At 65.9% G+C, this 16,206-nt stretch carries 13 protein-coding genes; 1 reads left to right on the top strand and 12 read right to left on the bottom strand.

Features of this window, described 5'->3' with window-relative positions; all coding sequences use genetic code 11:
• Positions 1 to 7: 7 nt before the first annotated feature.
• The 12 genes from DBO85_RS02040 to DBO85_RS01985 form a co-directional block, all read right to left on the bottom strand.
• Complete coding sequence (locus tag DBO85_RS02040) at positions 8 to 433, bottom strand: hypothetical protein (protein WP_108104783.1); 426 nt, start codon at positions 431 to 433, stop codon at positions 8 to 10.
• A complete protein-coding gene (locus DBO85_RS02035) occupies positions 430 to 1,311 on the bottom strand; it encodes an NAD synthetase (RefSeq protein WP_108104962.1) in 882 nt (293 codons plus the stop codon). The genes DBO85_RS02040 and DBO85_RS02035 overlap by 4 nt, the downstream gene beginning before the upstream one ends.
• A 328-nt stretch (positions 1,312 to 1,639) precedes the next feature.
• Positions 1,640 to 2,227, bottom strand: a complete 588-nt coding sequence (locus DBO85_RS02030; protein WP_108104781.1) for an LOG family protein — start codon at positions 2,225 to 2,227, stop codon at positions 1,640 to 1,642.
• A gap of 630 nt (positions 2,228 to 2,857) precedes the next feature.
• Complete coding sequence (locus DBO85_RS02025) at positions 2,858 to 4,252, bottom strand: hypothetical protein (RefSeq protein ID WP_108104780.1); 1,395 nt, start codon at positions 4,250 to 4,252, stop codon at positions 2,858 to 2,860.
• A 291-nt stretch (positions 4,253 to 4,543) separates the two neighbouring features.
• Positions 4,544 to 5,116 carry a HupE/UreJ family protein gene (locus DBO85_RS02020; protein WP_108104777.1) on the bottom strand — a complete coding sequence of 191 codons (573 nt, stop codon included), beginning with the start codon at positions 5,114 to 5,116 and terminating at the stop codon, positions 4,544 to 4,546.
• 30 nt (positions 5,117 to 5,146) lie between these two features.
• Positions 5,147 to 5,761, bottom strand: a complete 615-nt coding sequence (gene ureG, locus DBO85_RS02015; protein WP_108104775.1) for an urease accessory protein UreG — start codon at positions 5,759 to 5,761, stop codon at positions 5,147 to 5,149.
• Positions 5,762 to 5,787: 26 nt separating this feature from the next.
• Positions 5,788 to 6,462, bottom strand: coding sequence for an urease accessory protein UreF (locus DBO85_RS02010; RefSeq protein ID WP_108104773.1), 675 nt, complete (start codon positions 6,460 to 6,462; stop codon positions 5,788 to 5,790).
• Positions 6,459 to 6,956 carry an urease accessory protein UreE gene (gene ureE, locus DBO85_RS02005; protein WP_108104771.1) on the bottom strand — a complete coding sequence of 166 codons (498 nt, stop codon included), beginning with the start codon at positions 6,954 to 6,956 and terminating at the stop codon, positions 6,459 to 6,461. Before ureE ends, DBO85_RS02010 begins: the two co-directional genes overlap by 4 nt.
• Before the next feature lie 119 nt (positions 6,957 to 7,075).
• Entirely contained in the window at positions 7,076 to 7,744 is a 669-nt protein-coding gene (locus DBO85_RS02000) for a TetR family transcriptional regulator (protein ID WP_108104769.1), read from the bottom strand.
• A gap of 98 nt (positions 7,745 to 7,842) precedes the next feature.
• Entirely contained in the window at positions 7,843 to 9,207 is a 1,365-nt protein-coding gene (locus tag DBO85_RS01995; RefSeq protein WP_108104767.1) for a DUF1329 domain-containing protein, read from the bottom strand.
• Positions 9,208 to 9,391: 184 nt separating this feature from the next.
• Positions 9,392 to 10,069 carry a response regulator gene (locus DBO85_RS01990; protein ID WP_108104765.1) on the bottom strand — a complete coding sequence of 226 codons (678 nt, stop codon included), beginning with the start codon at positions 10,067 to 10,069 and terminating at the stop codon, positions 9,392 to 9,394.
• Entirely contained in the window at positions 10,062 to 13,439 is a 3,378-nt protein-coding gene (locus DBO85_RS01985; RefSeq protein ID WP_108104763.1) for a hybrid sensor histidine kinase/response regulator, read from the bottom strand. Before DBO85_RS01985 ends, DBO85_RS01990 begins: the two co-directional genes overlap by 8 nt.
• A 1,487-nt stretch (positions 13,440 to 14,926) precedes the next feature.
• On the opposite strand from DBO85_RS01985, the gene urtA reads away from it, so the two are divergent.
• Positions 14,927 to 16,168: an urea ABC transporter substrate-binding protein gene (gene urtA, locus DBO85_RS01980; protein ID WP_108104761.1), complete on the top strand. Its 1,242-nt coding sequence runs from the start codon at positions 14,927 to 14,929 to the stop codon at positions 16,166 to 16,168.
• Positions 16,169 to 16,206: the final 38 nt, after the last annotated feature.

Raw genomic sequence — 16,206 nt, 5'->3', positions numbered from 1 at the left:
GGCGCGCTCAGCGAGCCTTGCGCAACTGGCGTAGCTGCCTGAGCACATGCAGCATCTCGCGGTAGCGGCGCGAGGCGAGCAGGCCGAGGCCGGTGACCTGCAGCGCCAGGCTTATTGCATAGTGCAGGTAGTCTTCACTGAACAGGAGGCTCGGCAGCGTCAGCAGCAGGCAGCCACCGAGGATCGCCGCGTTGCCCAGGGCGCCCCAGGCGAAGCCGCGGCTGATGAGGAAGTTCAGGTTGACCAGTAGCAGGCAGACCAGCAGGCCGATCCCCAGCGCCGCCAGGTACTGCTCGTAGCGCGGTGGCGCAAGATAGCTGTAGAGCACCAGGACCAGGGTGCTGGCGAGCGAGAACACACTCAGCAGAATCACCCCGATGAACACCGGAAAGTAGCGCCGCATCGCGGCGCCCCAGTCACGGGGTAGGGTCACTCGATTTCCTCGTAGAGGCCTACCGCGATCGACTTCACATTGCCGGAGTAGGCACTGCCGGCGAAGCCCAGCGTGGCGCCAAGCGAGTCGCGGATCTGATGCAGTGTCGCCTGGCGGATTTCGGTATTGCTGATGCGCTTGGGCAGCTCACCCGCCAGCTGGCGCAGGCGCACCAGTTGCGTCGACAGCGTCGGATGCTGGAGTCGCAGCAGCTCGTCGGTGAGTTTGCGGCGCTCCTGACGACTCAGGCCGCGCAAGACGTCGCGGGTACCCTTGCCGGTCGTTGCGCGGGTCATGTTGATCAGGCGCGCCGTGGTCAGGGCGGAGGCGCCCACGCCGGCCAGGGATACGCCGTCGAGAATGGTCATGGTGGTCTGGTACCACTCTTCGCTGTCGAGGCGGTCATTGAACGAGGGGTCGCGCACTTCCATCACTGTGCGCGTTCCACCGATCAGGCACTGCGCGGTGCTGGCGGTGGCCGCGGAGTAGGCGATCACCGTGACTGCCGCGCTGGCGCCGGCGCTGAACGGTACCGCTACTGTTCCGCTGAGGACCACGAACCAGCCGATGACCGCGCCGGCGCAGGCCAGGGTGGTGCCCACTGCCTCGCCGACCACTCGCGATTCGCGCGGGCTGTTCTTGATCTGCTCGGCATATTGGGCCGGTGCGGTGTAGCGCGGGGCTTCGCGCAGGATCACCTTCTTCGGCACGATGCTGCAGATGGGCTGGAACTCCCGCAGCACGAATACGTTGAAGCGCTCGTCGATGTAGACCACGCCGGCGCCGACGATGCCGGGGTCGGCGTCGATGGCGGCGAAGAGTTTGGGTAGATCGAGCCGGCGTTCGAGTTGTTCACGGGCCATCCGGTGGCTCGGCATGGCTTCGAAGAGGGAAAAACCGCTGTTCACGAAAGATCGTCCTTGCTGGGTGAGGCGGGAGGGCGGCACCTTAGCATCCCGTTCGACAGGCTTCTGCCAAGGGATTCAAAAAGCTGCAGTGCCCACCCGGCCGTTCAGCCGGCGCTGGCTGGACGGCATGTCACTCAGGCTCTGCCACGCGGGCTTGGCCCTTCTCCCGGCATAGTGGTGCCGACCTTCCTTCATCGCTCGTGCATAGGCTGTCAGGTGCGGCCTGTTGCGCCGTCCGCAGTCGGCTCGGCTCTGCGAAAGTGAGGGCCGCGTCCACTTCACGGATGTGCTGGGCGATCTACTCCGGTGCGCGGGCGTTCCATTTGGGTACTACATCCGGCTGCCAGTTCGTCAGCGCTTCGAGCAGCTCGGCCGGGGTTTCGCGCACCTGCAGCATGGAACGATGGGTGCTGCGCACGAAGCGCTCTTCGACAAGGTGATCGAGGAAGCCGATCAGTTTGCCGTAGAAGCCGTTGACCTCGAGCAGGCCCAACGGCTTGCCGTGGTAGCCGAGCTGGCCCCAGGTCCAGACTTCGAACAGTTCTTCCAGCGTCCCCAGTCCCCCTGGCAGGGCGATGAAGGCGTCGGACAACTCGGCCATGCGCGCCTTGCGCGCGTGCATGCCGGAGACCACCTCCAGGCGGGTGAGGCCCTTGTGGCCGATCTCGGAGTCCTGCAGCGACTGGGGGATCACGCCGATCACTTCGCCCCCGGCAGCCATGGCGGCATCGGCGACCACGCCCATCAGGCCGACTTCACCGCCGCCGTAGACCAGGGTCACCCCGGCATTGGCGAGGCTGCGACCGAGTTCGGCCGCGGCTTCGGCATAGATGGGATTGGCGCCAGGGCTGGCACCGCAGAACACGCAGATCGAACGTAGACGCATCGGGATTCCATGCAGATAAAAAGGGCCGACAGGGTAGCCGTTGGCGCCCTGGCAACCAAGCGGCTTCGGTCAGTTGCCGGGGACGCTACCGCAGACGGCGCAGGCGTAACTGGCAAGCAACTGCTGGAGGAGTAGGGCTGGCTGCATGATCGGGCTCCTGGGTGGATCGGTTCAGCGCCATGCTGCGCCTGTCGCGGCGAGAGGGCTGCTGGTCTTTCTCAATCGCTTCGATAGTGCGGGGTGCTGTGGACAAGCTGTGGGCTGGATGGGGACGGATCGCTGCAGGCCACGTGGCGTCTGCTTTGGGCCCCTGCAATGCCACCCGTTCAAGGGCGGCCAGAAGATATCCCCGACGCCTGTGGGTAGTCATGTGGATAACCTTTGTACGGATGTCCCATGGCCCGCCGCGACGGGCTCTGTAGCGCTTTGGTCAATAAATGATCAGTCTTGCGTGGCGTTTCTGGGGTTCTGTGATTATGAAAAAAGTCCATTGTTTTCAATGTTTTGTTTGAGCATTGCGATCCACATGCACACAGTTCAGGTGGAGAAGCCTGTGGATAGATTGGTAGCAGATGATTGCAGCCCAGCGTGGCCGGGGCTTGAGACGGGCTGATCAGAAAATGCACAGCATCATTCCTCGTCGTGTCTCTTCGCTGCCGCGTTGGCGGAGGCGAAGGTGCCGTCGGTCTCGCCGCGAAAGAAGTCGCGGCCGTAGATCAGCAGACAGAGCAGGATGCCGGTGGCGAACGCCCAGGCCGCGCCACGGGTGGCGAGCACCGCGCCGACTACTCCGGCGATGCCCAGGTCGCGCTGGCTGCGGGCCGCGAGGATACCGATGCGCACACTGACATAGCCCTGGATCAGCAGCGTCAGTGCCAGCGCCACACCGAGGATCGGCTGTACCAGGGTAACGATCGGCATCAGCAGCAGGCCGGTGTTGGTGCCCCAGCGAAACGAGCCGGAGCCGCCGAAGACCGAGTCCATCACCCTGCGACCCTCGCGATAGCGCTCGAGGATGACCACGTGCATGGCCGCCCACAGTGGCCCGCACATCGCCACGTCCGGGCCGAACACCGCCATCAGCGCGTTGCGTGCGCCGAAGATCAGGTGGGCGCGGTCGGGCTGGTAGTCGATCTTCTCGTCGGGGCGTGCCTGGTCGGCTTCGTCCAGCAGGGCCTTGCTCTGGATGACGTCACCAAACAGCACCAGATAGGTGGCGAAGACCGTTGGCAGGGCGATCAGGAACAGGCTGGCCGGCGGCCAGCCGAGACCGAATACCGTGTATTCGCGCCAGAGCAGGCCGAAGTCGGGGGCGGACAGGCCCCACTCCAGGTCTGGCCAGCGCGCCTCGCCGAACAGCGGCGCGAGCACGATCGCCAGGGCGATGATCGGAAAGATGCCGAGCTTGCCGAAGGTTGCCCAGAGCGCGTTGCGCTGCTTCAGCGCAGCGAAGTGGCGCGAGAAGATCAGGTAGAAGGCCAGCCCGACGGCAATCGAGATGGTCCAGGGGAAGCTGTCGAAGCGACCGCCTTCCTTGAATACCGTGATCACCGCAGCGAAGCCTGCGCCCATGATGATTCCGGCCTTGATCGCGGCGGGAACGAAGCGCACCACCTTGCCCGCCAGCCCGGTCATGCCGAGAAAGACCGATAGCACGCCGAGCATGATCTGGAACGAGACCAGTGCGTGGACGCGCTCGGGGCCCTCCGGGAAGGTGGCGCAGTAGGCCATCAGCAGCGGGATCGCCGGGGTAATCCAGCCGGGTACCACGGGGTCGCCAAGCAGGTGATGGAGCAGATAGAGCAGGCCGTTGAGGATCACCACTGCCAGCGCCGCCTCGAAGGGCATGCCGAGCAGTTCGGTCATCAGCGGAATCGCCGCCAGGTCCACGGCGCACATCAGCAGGCCCTGGAAGTAGTCCGGCCACTCGAAGCGGTAGTGAAGAAAGGGCAGTCGTAGCTTGAATGGCCCCAAGGGAACGTAGGGTGACTCGTCGCCGTCGGTGCGATCTTTCCAGGTTTTCATCGGCCGCCTGCCATCGTTGTTCTTGTTGCGGAGCGTCTGGCTCTGAGGCGATGGACCGATGGGGCGGGCAGATGGTTCAGGAATTCGGGTTCCTGGTTCTAGCCGCAGGCCGGAGGACCCTGAAGCGCGTGCGATAACGTGGGCGCTGCGCAGGAGCAACTCTCGCCTGGAGCCAAGGGCCAGGGCGATATCTGGCTATCTCTGCGCAGGGTGGACAAGGCTGCGCCGTTGTCCACTCTGCGCGGGAGACGCTCGTAGGGCGGATGGCCGAAGCCATCCACCCGCCCTGTCTCAGCCCGCCAGCAGCCAGGCGCCGCTCAGCGCGGCGCCGGCACCGGCGATGCGGACCAGCGGAGCCGCGGCGCGTGGCAGCCAGTTGACCAGGGCGAAGCCGGTGGCGTGCAGGGCGGCGGTGGCGATGACGAAGCCGAACGCGTAGGCCGCCGGGCTGGCCAGCTCGGGCAGTTCGAGGCCGTGGGCCAGGCCGTGGGCGAGGGCGAAGAGCGCAGTGAGCGCGACCGCCAGCGGTAGCGGCGGGCGCACCGCCAGTGCGACCAGCAGGCCGAGGGCGAGGACCGAGGCGGCGATGCCGGTCTCCATCAGCGGCAGTTGCAGGCCGGCAAACCCGAGCAGGCCGCCCGCCAGCATGCTGGCGACGAAGGTCAGCGGCAGGGCCCAGCGGGTCCGCCCCTGCTGCTGTGCAGCCCACAGGCCTACGGCGAGCATCGCCAGCAGGTGGTCCAGGCCCAGCAGCGGATGACCGAGACCGGCCACCAGCCCGCTGTGTTCATGGCCTGGGTGGGCCAGGGCCAGCCCGGGCAGGCAGGTCAGGGTCAGGATGGCGATCAGGTTGCGCGCGTGCATGGTTCTCTCCTTGCGGTGAAAGGGTGCGGTTCAGGCAGCGCCGAGCATGCCCTGGCGTTCGATGAATTCGATGATGGTGTCGAGGCCGAAGCCGGTCTTCTGGTTGCTGAAGACGAACGGCCGCTCGCCGCGCATCTTGCGTGCGTCGCGGTCCATGACTTCCAGGGAGGCGCCGACCATGGGCGCCAGGTCGATCTTGTTGATCACCAGCAGATCGGACTTGCAGATGCCGGGTCCGCCCTTGCGCGGCAGCTTGTCGCCGGCGGATACGTCGATGACGTAGAGGGTCAGGTCGGACAGCTCCGGGCTGAAGGTCGCCGAGAGGTTGTCACCACCGGATTCGACGATGATCAGCTCCAGGCCGGGGAAGCGCCGGTTGAGCTGGTCGACCGCCTCCAGGTTGATCGAGGCGTCCTCGCGGATGGCGGTATGCGGACAGCCGCCGGTTTCCACGCCGATGATTCGCTCCGGCTCCAGCGCCTGGTTGCGCACCAGAAAGTCGGCATCTTCCTGGGTGTAGATATCGTTGGTGACCACGGCCAGGTTGTAGCGCTCGCGCAGGGCTCGGCACAGGGCCAGGGTCAGGGCGGTCTTGCCGGACCCGACGGGTCCGCCGATGCCCACGCGCAGGGGTTGGCTGTTCATGCTGGATTCTCTCTCCGTTGGATGTTCTATGAGCGGAACAGGCGGCTGTACTGGCGCTCGTGCGCCATGCTGGTCAGCAGCAGGCCGATGGCTGCGCTGCCGAGCTGCTCCGGGGTGGTCATCAGGGCCTGCTGGCGGGCGCGCTCGAGCAGCGGCAGCAGTTCGCTGGTCAGTCGCTGGGCGGCCTGCTGGCCCAGAGGCAGTGCTTTCATCAGCACCGCCAACTGGTTCTCCAGCCAGGCCCAGAGCCACGCGGCCAGGGCGTCTTCGGCGCTGATCTGCCAGGCCCGCGCGGCCAGTGCCCAGCCCAGGGCCTGGCCGGGCGGCTCGCAGGCGGCGAAGCAGGCCCGGCCAGCGTCATCCAGCTCCGGCAGTTGCTCGAGCAGTTGCCGCAGGGAGTAGCCGGTCTGCCGACTTTCCTGCTGCAGCTCGCGGGTCTCGCGGCTGGCGCGATGCTGCTCGTCGAGCATTTGCAGGGTGCTCCAGTCGCCGACGGCAGCGGCCTGGCAGAGGTGCAGCAGCAACGGGGCTTCGAAGCGCGCCAGGTTGAGCAGCAACTGATCGCCGATCCAGCGCGCGGCACTGGGCGAATCCGTGACCAGGCCCTGCTCGATGGCCATTTCCAGTCCCTGCGAATAGCTGTAGCCGCCGATCGGCAGCTGCGGGCTGGCCAGGCGCAACAGTGACCAGGCCGGGTTCACGTGCGTACGCCGAACTGGTGCAGGCGCGGGGCGTAGTTGAAGGCCTCGTCACCGGCATGCGAATGGTGGTGGCCGCCACCGTAGGCGCCGGTTTCAGGCTGGAAGGGCGCCTCGATCGCTTCGACGCGGGCGCCGAGCTGTTCGAGCATCGCGCGCAGGACATAGTCGTCGGGCAGGCGCAGCCAACCGTCGCCGAGCTGCAGGGCGACGTGGCGGTTGCCCAGGTGATAGGCCGCGCGCATCAGTTCGAAGGGGCTGGCGCAGGTGACCTGCATCAGTTGCTCGGGCCGCGCGACCACACGCACCACCCGGCCATCGCGCGCTTGCAGGCATTCACCGTCCTGTAGCGGGCTCTGGCCGCGTTCGAGAAACAGGCCGACTTCCTCGCCACTGGCGCTGAAGCAGCGCAGGCGGGTCTTGCTGCGCGCCTCGAAGTCCAGGTGCAGTTCGGCGTCGTGGGCCGCGGTAGGGATGCGTTGATTGATGACCAGCATGGAGGGGTCCGTCATGGCGATGACGAAGTAGAGCAAGGGTCTTGCCAAGATTGCCCTGTGCCGGTGCAGTCGCGCGCTGGGGCGGGGCGGCGCCTCTGTGGCAGGGCTTCAGGTGCGCTTTATTGGTGCGCTTCTGGAAGTGCTGCGCTGTTCTGGGGCTCGTCGTCGGTCGGACCTTCCCAGTGCTTGCCGCCGATCATGATGAAGCGCAGCTGCTGGGTGATCTTCGCCCGCGGCCGCAGATGCTCTGGAACGCTGTCCGCGGTGGGGTCCATCAGTTCGGGAAGGGTGGCGAACACGGTCTTGACCACCAGGTCGGATACCAGGTCCAGGCCTTCCGGACTCAGCTGCGGCATGCGGTTCATCAGCCGCAGATCGGCCGAGAGGTCGTCGGTGATGCGCTGGCGCAGGCTGGCGATGGCCTGGCGCACGGGTTGCGAGCCGCCGTACTGCTCGCGGGCGAGGAACAGGAACTGGCCGTGATTGGCCTCCACCGCATCGAGGAAGATCCGCGTACTGGCCTCGACCAGCCCGCCCAGGACGAATTCGTTGTGGCGTACCTGACGCAGGGTGACGCGGAAGGTTTCGCCAACTTCCTCGACCAGCGCCAGCCCCAGGGCGTCCATGTCGCTGAAGTGACGATAGAAGCCGGTCGGCACTATCCCCGCGCAGCGCGCCACCTCGCGCAGACTGAGACTGCCGAAACCACGGCCGCTGTCCATCAGTTCGAGCGCGGCGTTCATCAGTGCCTGGCGGGTCTGCAGCTTCTGTTCGGCGCGTGGAGTCATCGGGGGAGTGGTGTCGAGTAGGGTGCCGGGCACTCTAGCAAAAAGGGACCGCCGGATGCATCCGACGGTCCCTCTCTGCCGCATCGCGCCTGGGTCGGTCAGCGAATGCCTTCCTGGCGCAGTGCCGCGGGGGTGAACTCGCTCGAGGGTGCGCTGAAGTTGTATTCGTAGGCCTGCTCCTGATTGCGCAGGCCGTTGACGATGTAGCGGCCGTTGACCAGGTCGTACAGCGACTCGGCGGCGTAGTAGGGCACCTGGGCCGCATAGTGCGGCATCAGATGCGCCTCGCCGACGCGCCAGAGATTGCCGCGGGCATCGTAGTGGTCGATGTTGCCGGCGATCCAGCTGTCCTCGTCGATGAAGAACTCGCGGCGTGGATAGATGTGGCGGAACTCCGGCTTGAGCGTGGCGACCACGTGCCAGACACGGTGCAGTTCGTAGCGTGTCAGGTCCTGGTTGAGATGGCCGGCGCGGATGATGTCGGCGTACTGCAGGTCGGGCGAGTCCAGCTGGAAGTTGTTGTAGGCGATGTAGATTTCCTTCTTGCCCTCCAGCTTCCAGTCATAGCGGTCAATGGCACCGTTGAACATGTCCAGGCCATCGGCGGTGCGCTGGCCGTCGGCTGCGGTGCCCGGGCCGTCGTAGGAGACCTGCGGTGCGCGCCTTACACGACGCTGGCCGGCGTTGTAGACCCAGGCCTGGCGCGGCTCGGTGGCCTGGTTGAGGGTCTCGTGAACCAGCAGCACGTTACCGGCCAGGCGCGACGGCGCGGTGACCTGCTGCTTGAAGTAGGACATCACGCTGGACTTGCCCGGCTCGTAGTCGCGGGTTTTCTCGCGCAGGATGAACTCGTCACGCATGAACACCGGGCTGAAGCTGCCGTTGGTCTGCGGTGCGATCTGCGTCAGGAAGCGCCGCACGCTGTAGCCCCGCCAGCGCTGCAGGTGGTTCCAGACCACTTCTGCGCCGGTCTGCGGAATCGGGAAAGGGTAGGCGGTGTGGAAGTTTTCCACGCCATTGCCGTTGTCGATGGTGGTGGCGTTCAGCGCATTGCGCGTGGCGATCTCGTAGATTTCCTCGGGGGCGGCGGCGCTGCGGCGGCTCGGGTAGACCGGCATCTTGTAGCTGCTCGGGTAGCGCTTGAGCATCGCCTGCTGGCCCGGAGTCAGCTTGTCCTTGTACTGCTCCATGTTCTGCGCGGTGATGGTGAACAGCGGCTTGTCGGCGGCGTAGGGATTTTCCTGGAAGCCGCGGGCGTCGATCTTGCCGGCGTCAACGGCCAGGCCGCCGGTCCACTCGGGAATGCTGCCATCGGCGTTGCCGGCGCGTTCGGCGCCCACCGGGGTCAGGCTCTTGCCCAGTTCGGCGGCCTTGTCGGCGGAAACCGCGGCGAACAGGTTGCCGCTGGCGAGTAGCAGGGACAGGGCGCCAATGCGCGCAAGGGAGGGGGAAAGCGTGGTCATCTGCAGGGAGCCTCTTTTTTCTGGCAATGAGAAAGACAACCCCATGCATCCCTGGCCGGAGTTGGTGAAAGGTCCTTTGGGTATAGCCGATCCAGGCAGGAGCGGGCTTTTTGTTATCGGAAGGATGATGGCATTTTGACGTCATTAATTCGGCATGGCAAGGGCGGCGTCCCTGCCATGCCGCTCAGACGGTGCTGGGCTGTGCGCCGGCGGCGGCCATGGCGACCGCTGCGGCCGCGGTGCGGGTCTCCACGCCGAGCTTCACGTAGACGTGCTCCAGATGCTTGTTCACCGTGCGTGGCGACAGGCCGAGGATGGTGCCGATGTCGCGGTTGGTCTTGCCGCAGGCAACCCACTGCAGGACTTCCAGCTCGCGCACGGTCAGGGCGAAGCGCTGCACCAGTTCCAGTTGCACCTGCTCGTCGTCCAGACTCGGTCGTGGCGCGCGCTGTTGGCTGCGTGCCGATTGCAGGATGCGCGCGGTGCGCAGGTGCGCGGCAACCCGCGCCAGCACTTCTTCGGGGTGGATCGGCTTGGTGACGTAGTCGATGCCGCCGGCGGCGAAGCCTTCGACCACATGCTCGCTTTCGGTCAGTGCGGTCATGAACAGCACCGGGATCTCGGCAATCGCCGGCATCGCCTTCATCCGCCGGCAGGTTTCGAAGCCGTCCAGCCCCGGCATCATCGCATCCAGCAGCACCACGTCCGGACGCATGCGCTGCATGCGTTCCAGGGCGCTGATGCCGTCCATGGCGACCAGCACCTTGTAGCCTGCGCGCTCCAGTGCATCGGAGAGCAGGGCGAGGTTTTCCGGAACGTCGTCGACGATCAGGACGACTCCCGGTTCGCTGTTGTCAGTCATGTTCGACTTCCTCGAGACGGCGGTTGAATTCGTTGAGGGCAAAGCGGCGGATCAGTTGCCGCAGCGCCTCGGTGAAGCCCTGGCTGGCCGGCTCTTCGGCATCCAGCCGATCAAGCCTTTCGAGAATCCCGCGCACGTAGCCCTGCGCGCCCAGCTCGCGCAGCTCGGCCAGACTGGTAGCGCTCGGCAGGGCTTCGGCGGGCGGTTCGGCGATCGTTGCAGGCGCGCGGCGCAGCCAGGTGATGCCCAGATGCTGGCGGATCTTTTCCAGCAGCATCGGCAGATGCACCGGCTTGGCCAGGTAATCGTCGCAATCGGCCGACACGCTGCGCTCGCGGTCATCGGCGAAGGCGTTTGCCGAGACCACGATGATCGGCGCGCGGCTGCCGGCATTGCGGCGGATCAGCGCGGCGGTCTGGTGGCCATCGAGCAGCGGCATCGACAGGTCCATCAGGATCAGGTCGGGACGCTCCAGGGACGCCAGGCGCACGCCGTCCTGGCCGTTGGCCGCCTGCAGCATGCGGAAACCCAGGGGTTCGAGCAGGCCGATCATCACCTTGCGGTGCTCGGCCTGGTCGTCCACCACCAGGATGCTGCGGCGTTCGCCGCTGTAGCCGCTGATGTCGTGGTCGGCGTGTACCACCGCCTGCGGCACGCGCACCTCGGAGAGAAACAGGCGCAGCTGGAAACAGGTGCCTTCGCCGGGCGTGCTGCGCACCGACAGCTCGCCGCCCATCAGCGAGGTGAGCATGCGGGTGATGGTCAGGCCGAGGCCGACGCCGTTGTCCTGACGCAGCGGATCGCCGCGCTCGAACGGCTGGAACAGCCGCTCCAGCTGCTCGGGTTCGATGCCGATACCGGTGTCGATGATCTCGAAGGTGGCGGTCTCGCGCAGGTAGTTGGCGCGCAGGGTGACGCTGCCGCGGTCGGTGTAGCGCACCGCGTTGCCGAGCAGGTTGATCAGGATCTGGCGCACGCGCTTCTCGTCGCCGCGCACCACCGCCGGCAGGCGCCCGCAGGTTTCCAGGATGAAGCGCAGGCCCTTGTCCTCGGCCTGCGGCCCGACCATCAGCTGCAGTTGGCGGATGAACTCGGGGAAGGCGATTTCCGAGGGTTCCAGATTGAGCTTGCCGGCCTCGATGCGGGCTACGTCGAGCAGTCCGTCGATCAGCGACAGCAGGTGCGCGCCGCTGCGGTGGATGGTCGCCAGGGCATCGCGGTGCTGGGCCGGCAGGTCGGCGGCGCGCTGCAGGATCTGCGCATAGCCGAGGATGCTGTTGAGCGGCGTGCGCAGCTCGTGGGACAGGCCGGTGACGTAACGGCTCTTCGCCGCATTGGCGGTTTCCGCCGCTTCCTTGGCTTTCTGCAGCGCTTCGTCGGTCTTGCGGTGCGCCTCGATTTCCTGCATCAGCAGCACGGTCTGGCGATCCGACTCCTTCTGCGCCACGCGGCGGCTTTCGCGCGTCAGCACGATCCACCAGGCGAGCATGGCGACGAACATCGACAGCGCCAGGAAGGCCTTTCCGAACGCCTGGTAGAGCGTTTCCTGGACCTGCGGCGCGTTCTGGATCAGGTCATGGGAGACCTGGGTGTAGATCAGTGCCAGGGCGCCATAGAGCATCAGCACCAGCAGCGCGAGCAGCGCCAGGTAGTGCGCCAGGCGGCTGTGCAGGCGCGGGATGGAGGCGTTCGGCAGCAGCCAGCGGACGAAGTCATCGACCTGGTCCATCAGCCGCGCGCGACTCTTGCAGCTGTCGCCACAGCGCGCATCGAGCGAGCAGCACAACGAACAGATGGCCGCGCCATAGGCGGGGCAGTAGGCGGTGTCCGGCTCCTCGAAGGCATTGCTGCAGAGCACGCACTGCACCTTGTCCGCGACCCGGCTCGGGTAGAGCAGCTCCGGGCTGGACTGACGGGCGATGTAGAAGCGTCCGCGGGTGGCCCAGGCGATCAGCGGGGCGAGCAGAAAGGACGCACCGAGTGCCACCATCGGGGCAAAGGCTGCGGCGATTTCGCCGAACCAGCCGGCATAGGCGAAGAACGCCAGCAACGAGCCGAGCAGCATGGCGCCGACCCCGACCGGGTTGATGTCATACAGGTGCGCGCGTTTGAACTCGATGTGCTTCGGCGACAGGCCCAGCGGCTTGTTCACCACCAGATCGGCGACCAGCGCGCCGATCCAGGCGATGGCCACGTTGGCGTAGAGCCCGAGCACTTCCTCGATGGCGGCGAACACGCCCAGCTCCATCAGCATCAGTGCGATGGCGACGTTGAATACCAGCCAGACCACCCGTCCCGGATGGCTGTGGGTGACCCGGGCGAAGAAGTTCGACCAGGCCAGGGAGCCTGCGTAGGCGTTGGTCAGGTTGATCTTCACCTGGCTGACGATGACGAACAGGACCATCGCACCGAGGGCGAACTCCGGCGAGGCGAACACGTAGCCGAAGGCCACCAGGTACATCTGCGTCGGCTCGGCGGCGCGCTCGATGGGCACCTCGTGCTGCAGGGCGAGGAAGGCGAGGAAGGCACCGGCCAGCATCTTCAACGCGCCGGGGATGATCCAGCCCGGTCCGGCCATGAGTAGTGCGGCCCACCAGCGGCCGCGGTTGGCGCGGGTCTTCTCGGGCAGGAAGCGCAGGTAGTCGACCTGCTCGCCGATCTGCGTCACCAGCGCCAGCGCGACGGTGCAGGCCGCGCCGAACGACAGCAGGTTGAAGCTGCCACCCTCGCCCTCGCGGCCGGCGAAGCTGGTGAAGTCGCTCAGCGCGCTGGGGTTTTTCCACAGCACGAAGGCGTAGGGCAGCAGCAACAGGACGATCCACAGCGGTTGGGTCCAGCTCTGCAGGCGGTTGATCAGGGTGATGCCGAAGGCCACCAGGGGAATGATGATGATCGAGCAGATGACATAGGCCAGGGCGATGGGGATGTCGAAGTACAGCTCCAGTGCCAGGGCCATGATCGCCGCCTCAAGGGCGAAGAACAGGAAGGTGAAACTGGCGTAGATCAGCGAGGTGATGGTCGAGCCGATGTAGCCGAAACCGGCGCCGCGGGTCAGCAGGTCCATGTCGACGCCATAGCGCGCCGCGTAATAGCTGATCGGCAGGCCGGTAAGGAAGATCACCAGGGCCACGGCGAGTACCGCCCAGAGGGTGTTGCCAAAGCCGTAGGAAAGCACCAGCGCGCCGCCGATCGCCTCCAGCGCGAGAAACGAGACTGCGCCAAGGGCGGTGTTGGCGATACGCAGCTCGGACCACTTGCGAAATGCCCGTGGGGTGAAGCGCAGGGCATAGTCTTCCATGGTCTCGTCCGCCACCCAGCGGTTGTAGTCGCGGCGGATGGTGACGATGCGTTGGGTGCCGGTTTCGGACACGGGGGAACTCCGGGGCAGGGGTGCTGACCCTCTGCAACTCCCGTGCCCTGTTTTTGCACCCCGGTGTGGGGTGGGCGCCACTTGATTGGGCGGGGGTGGGATTGGTGGTTGCGGATAGCGGTCTGGACGCTGCCCTGAGCCGGGGACCTTTAGGGCCCCTGACTGATCGCTCCCCATGCTGAACGCGGGCCTGCAGTTGCGCCCTTCTAAGGGCGCGTGGACGTCGTGGGCTAATGCCGTGGGGCATCATCGCCGGAAGGGCAAGTCGGTCGGTGGGGCGACGCGGTGTTCGGTGGTGATGAATGCGCATTGGCGCATCCGTTGCGCTGGTGCTGGAGCTGACGATGCATGGCTCCTTGCCGAGTGGTCTGAAAGTTTCGGTTTCGCCCCGCCGGGCGAGTTCCTTTTGGCATTGCCCCAAAAGGAACCAAAAGCGCTAGCCCCGTCATCCAGCCCTGCGCTGCGCGCAGGGTTCCTTCGCTCCATCGCCGCTCCGAGGGGCCGGCACGAATGGGCCGTCCATGGCCCAATCATGCCTTTCGCCGCATCCTGCGGCTCACCCCTCTGCACGACGACTCCACTCAGCCGGACAAAAGGGGCGATTGGCGCCGTCTGAAGGTTATGCGCCAATCGTACCCGCGCTCTGCGTCGGCACCATCGCAATTCGGGAGCGATTGGTGGATGGCTTCGGCCATCCACCCTACGGTTGTGCCGCGCTCGTAGGGTGGACAACGGCGCAGCCTTGTCCACCAGCGGCAGTGATTCAACGATCTTTCAGACGACTCGGTGCCTAACCCCCTTACAGCAGGCCGAGCGAAGGTGTTGCGCAGGGGGTAAGCGGCCATGGATGGCCGCGCAAGGCATAGTCGGGCCAGGGAGGGCCTGTCTATGCCGGCCCCCGGAGCAGCACCGGAGCGAGGGAAGTCTGGCCGCAAGGCGGCCAGACCCGGATGTCGGGGTGCCCTTCTCTTTGGTTACTTTCTCTTGGGCATACAAGAGAAAGTGACTCGGCCGAGGGGCCGAAACAACGAGTCATCAGCCCGCTCGGAAGCAGGCCAAACACCAGCCGCAACCGCCAACTGCAAAGCCAGGCCCGCGTAGGGTGGACAACGGCGCAGCCTTGTCCACCAGTTCTACATGGTCTCGCGGGCCGGGGACGCTGCAACGGGACGTGAGCCCGCAATCAGCGGCGGGCTTCGGCCATCCACCCACCTGAACGGCTTTGGTGGATAAGAAAAGCGTTATCCACCCTACGACCGACGATACCCAGTGCGATCGCCCGCGGCGATGCCCCGTCGGGACCCTTCTCTGCACCATTCGTGCCCGCGACTGCACCGCCTTGGTGCGCCTACGTCATCTGACGTACCCCGCTACGTCAAGTTGCGTATACCCCGCGCAACACCCCCAACCCCATCCTTGCCTCGAACCCGATGCAGGTGGTTCGCCCCGGCGAGCCCGGCACCGACAACCGAGAAAGGAGCACAACCATGGATTCACAACTGAAGGGCGCGAAACTCCGTTTCCCGCGGCGCCTGGCGCTGGGGGCCGCGGCACTTTCGATGTTGGCGGCGAGTGCCTTTGCGGCACCGCCGACCGCCGAGGTCAACACCACCGGTCTTGCGGTCACCGATACCGAGGTCGTCGTCGGCCAGCTGCATTCGGCCACCGGCACCATGGCCATTTCCGAGACCGGTTCGATCCAGGCCGAGCGCCTGGCCATCGAGCAGATCAACGCCGCCGGCGGCATCCTCGGCCGGCAGATCAAGGTCATCCAGGAAGACGGGGCTTCCGACTGGCCGACCTTCGCCGAGAAGTCGCGCAAGCTGCTGGTCAACGACAAGGTCGCCGCGGTGTTCGGCTGCTGGACCTCGGCCTCGCGCAAGGCAGTGCTGCCGGTATTCGAACGTGAGAACGGTCTGCTCTACTACCCGACCTTCTACGAAGGGCTGGAGCAGTCGAAGAACGTCGTCTACACCGGCCAGGAAGCCACTCAGCAGATCCTCGCCGGCCTCGACTGGGTCGCCAAGGAGAAGGAAGCCAAGACCTATTACCTGCTCGGCTCCGACTACATCTGGCCGCGCACCTCGATGAAGATCGCCCGCAAGCACATCGAAACCGTGCTCGGCGGCAAGGTGGTGGGCGAGGAGTACTACCCGCTCGGTCACACCCAGTTCGGCTCGCTGATCAACAAGGTCAAGCTGAAGAAGCCTGACGTGGTCTTCGCTGCCGTGGTCGGTGGCTCCAACGTCGCCTTCTACAAGCAGCTCAAGGCCGCCGGCGTCACCGCCGAGAAGCAGACCCTGCTGACCCTGTCGGTCACCGAAGACGAGCTGCTCGGCATCGGCGGCGAGAACATGGCCGGCTTCTACGCCTCCATGAAGTACTTCCAGAGCCTGGACAACCCGAACAACGCCGCCTTTGTCGAAGCCTTCAAGGCCAAGTACGGCCAGGACGCAGTGATCGGTGACGTGACCCAGGCCGCCTACCTCGGCCCCTGGCTGTGGAAGGCCGCCGTCGAGAAGGCCGGCAGCTTCGACGTCGACAAGGTGGTCGCCGCGACCCCTGGCATCGAACTGACCACCGCGCCGGAAGGCTACGTGAAAGTGCACGAGAACCAGCACCTGTGGAGCAAGACCCGCATCGGCGAAGTCCTGCCCAACGGCCAGTTCAAGGTGGTCTACGAGTCCGACCTGATCGAGCCGAATCCCTTCCCGAAAGGCTACCAGTAACCCCTACGCGGCAAGCCTCAGGCCGCAGGCGGAGCCTC

The organism is Pseudomonas mangrovi (assembly GCF_003052585.1).
Classification (GTDB): Bacteria; Pseudomonadota; Gammaproteobacteria; order Pseudomonadales; family Pseudomonadaceae; genus Aquipseudomonas; species Aquipseudomonas mangrovi.
This window is presented reverse-complemented; position numbering and strand designations above follow the sequence as displayed.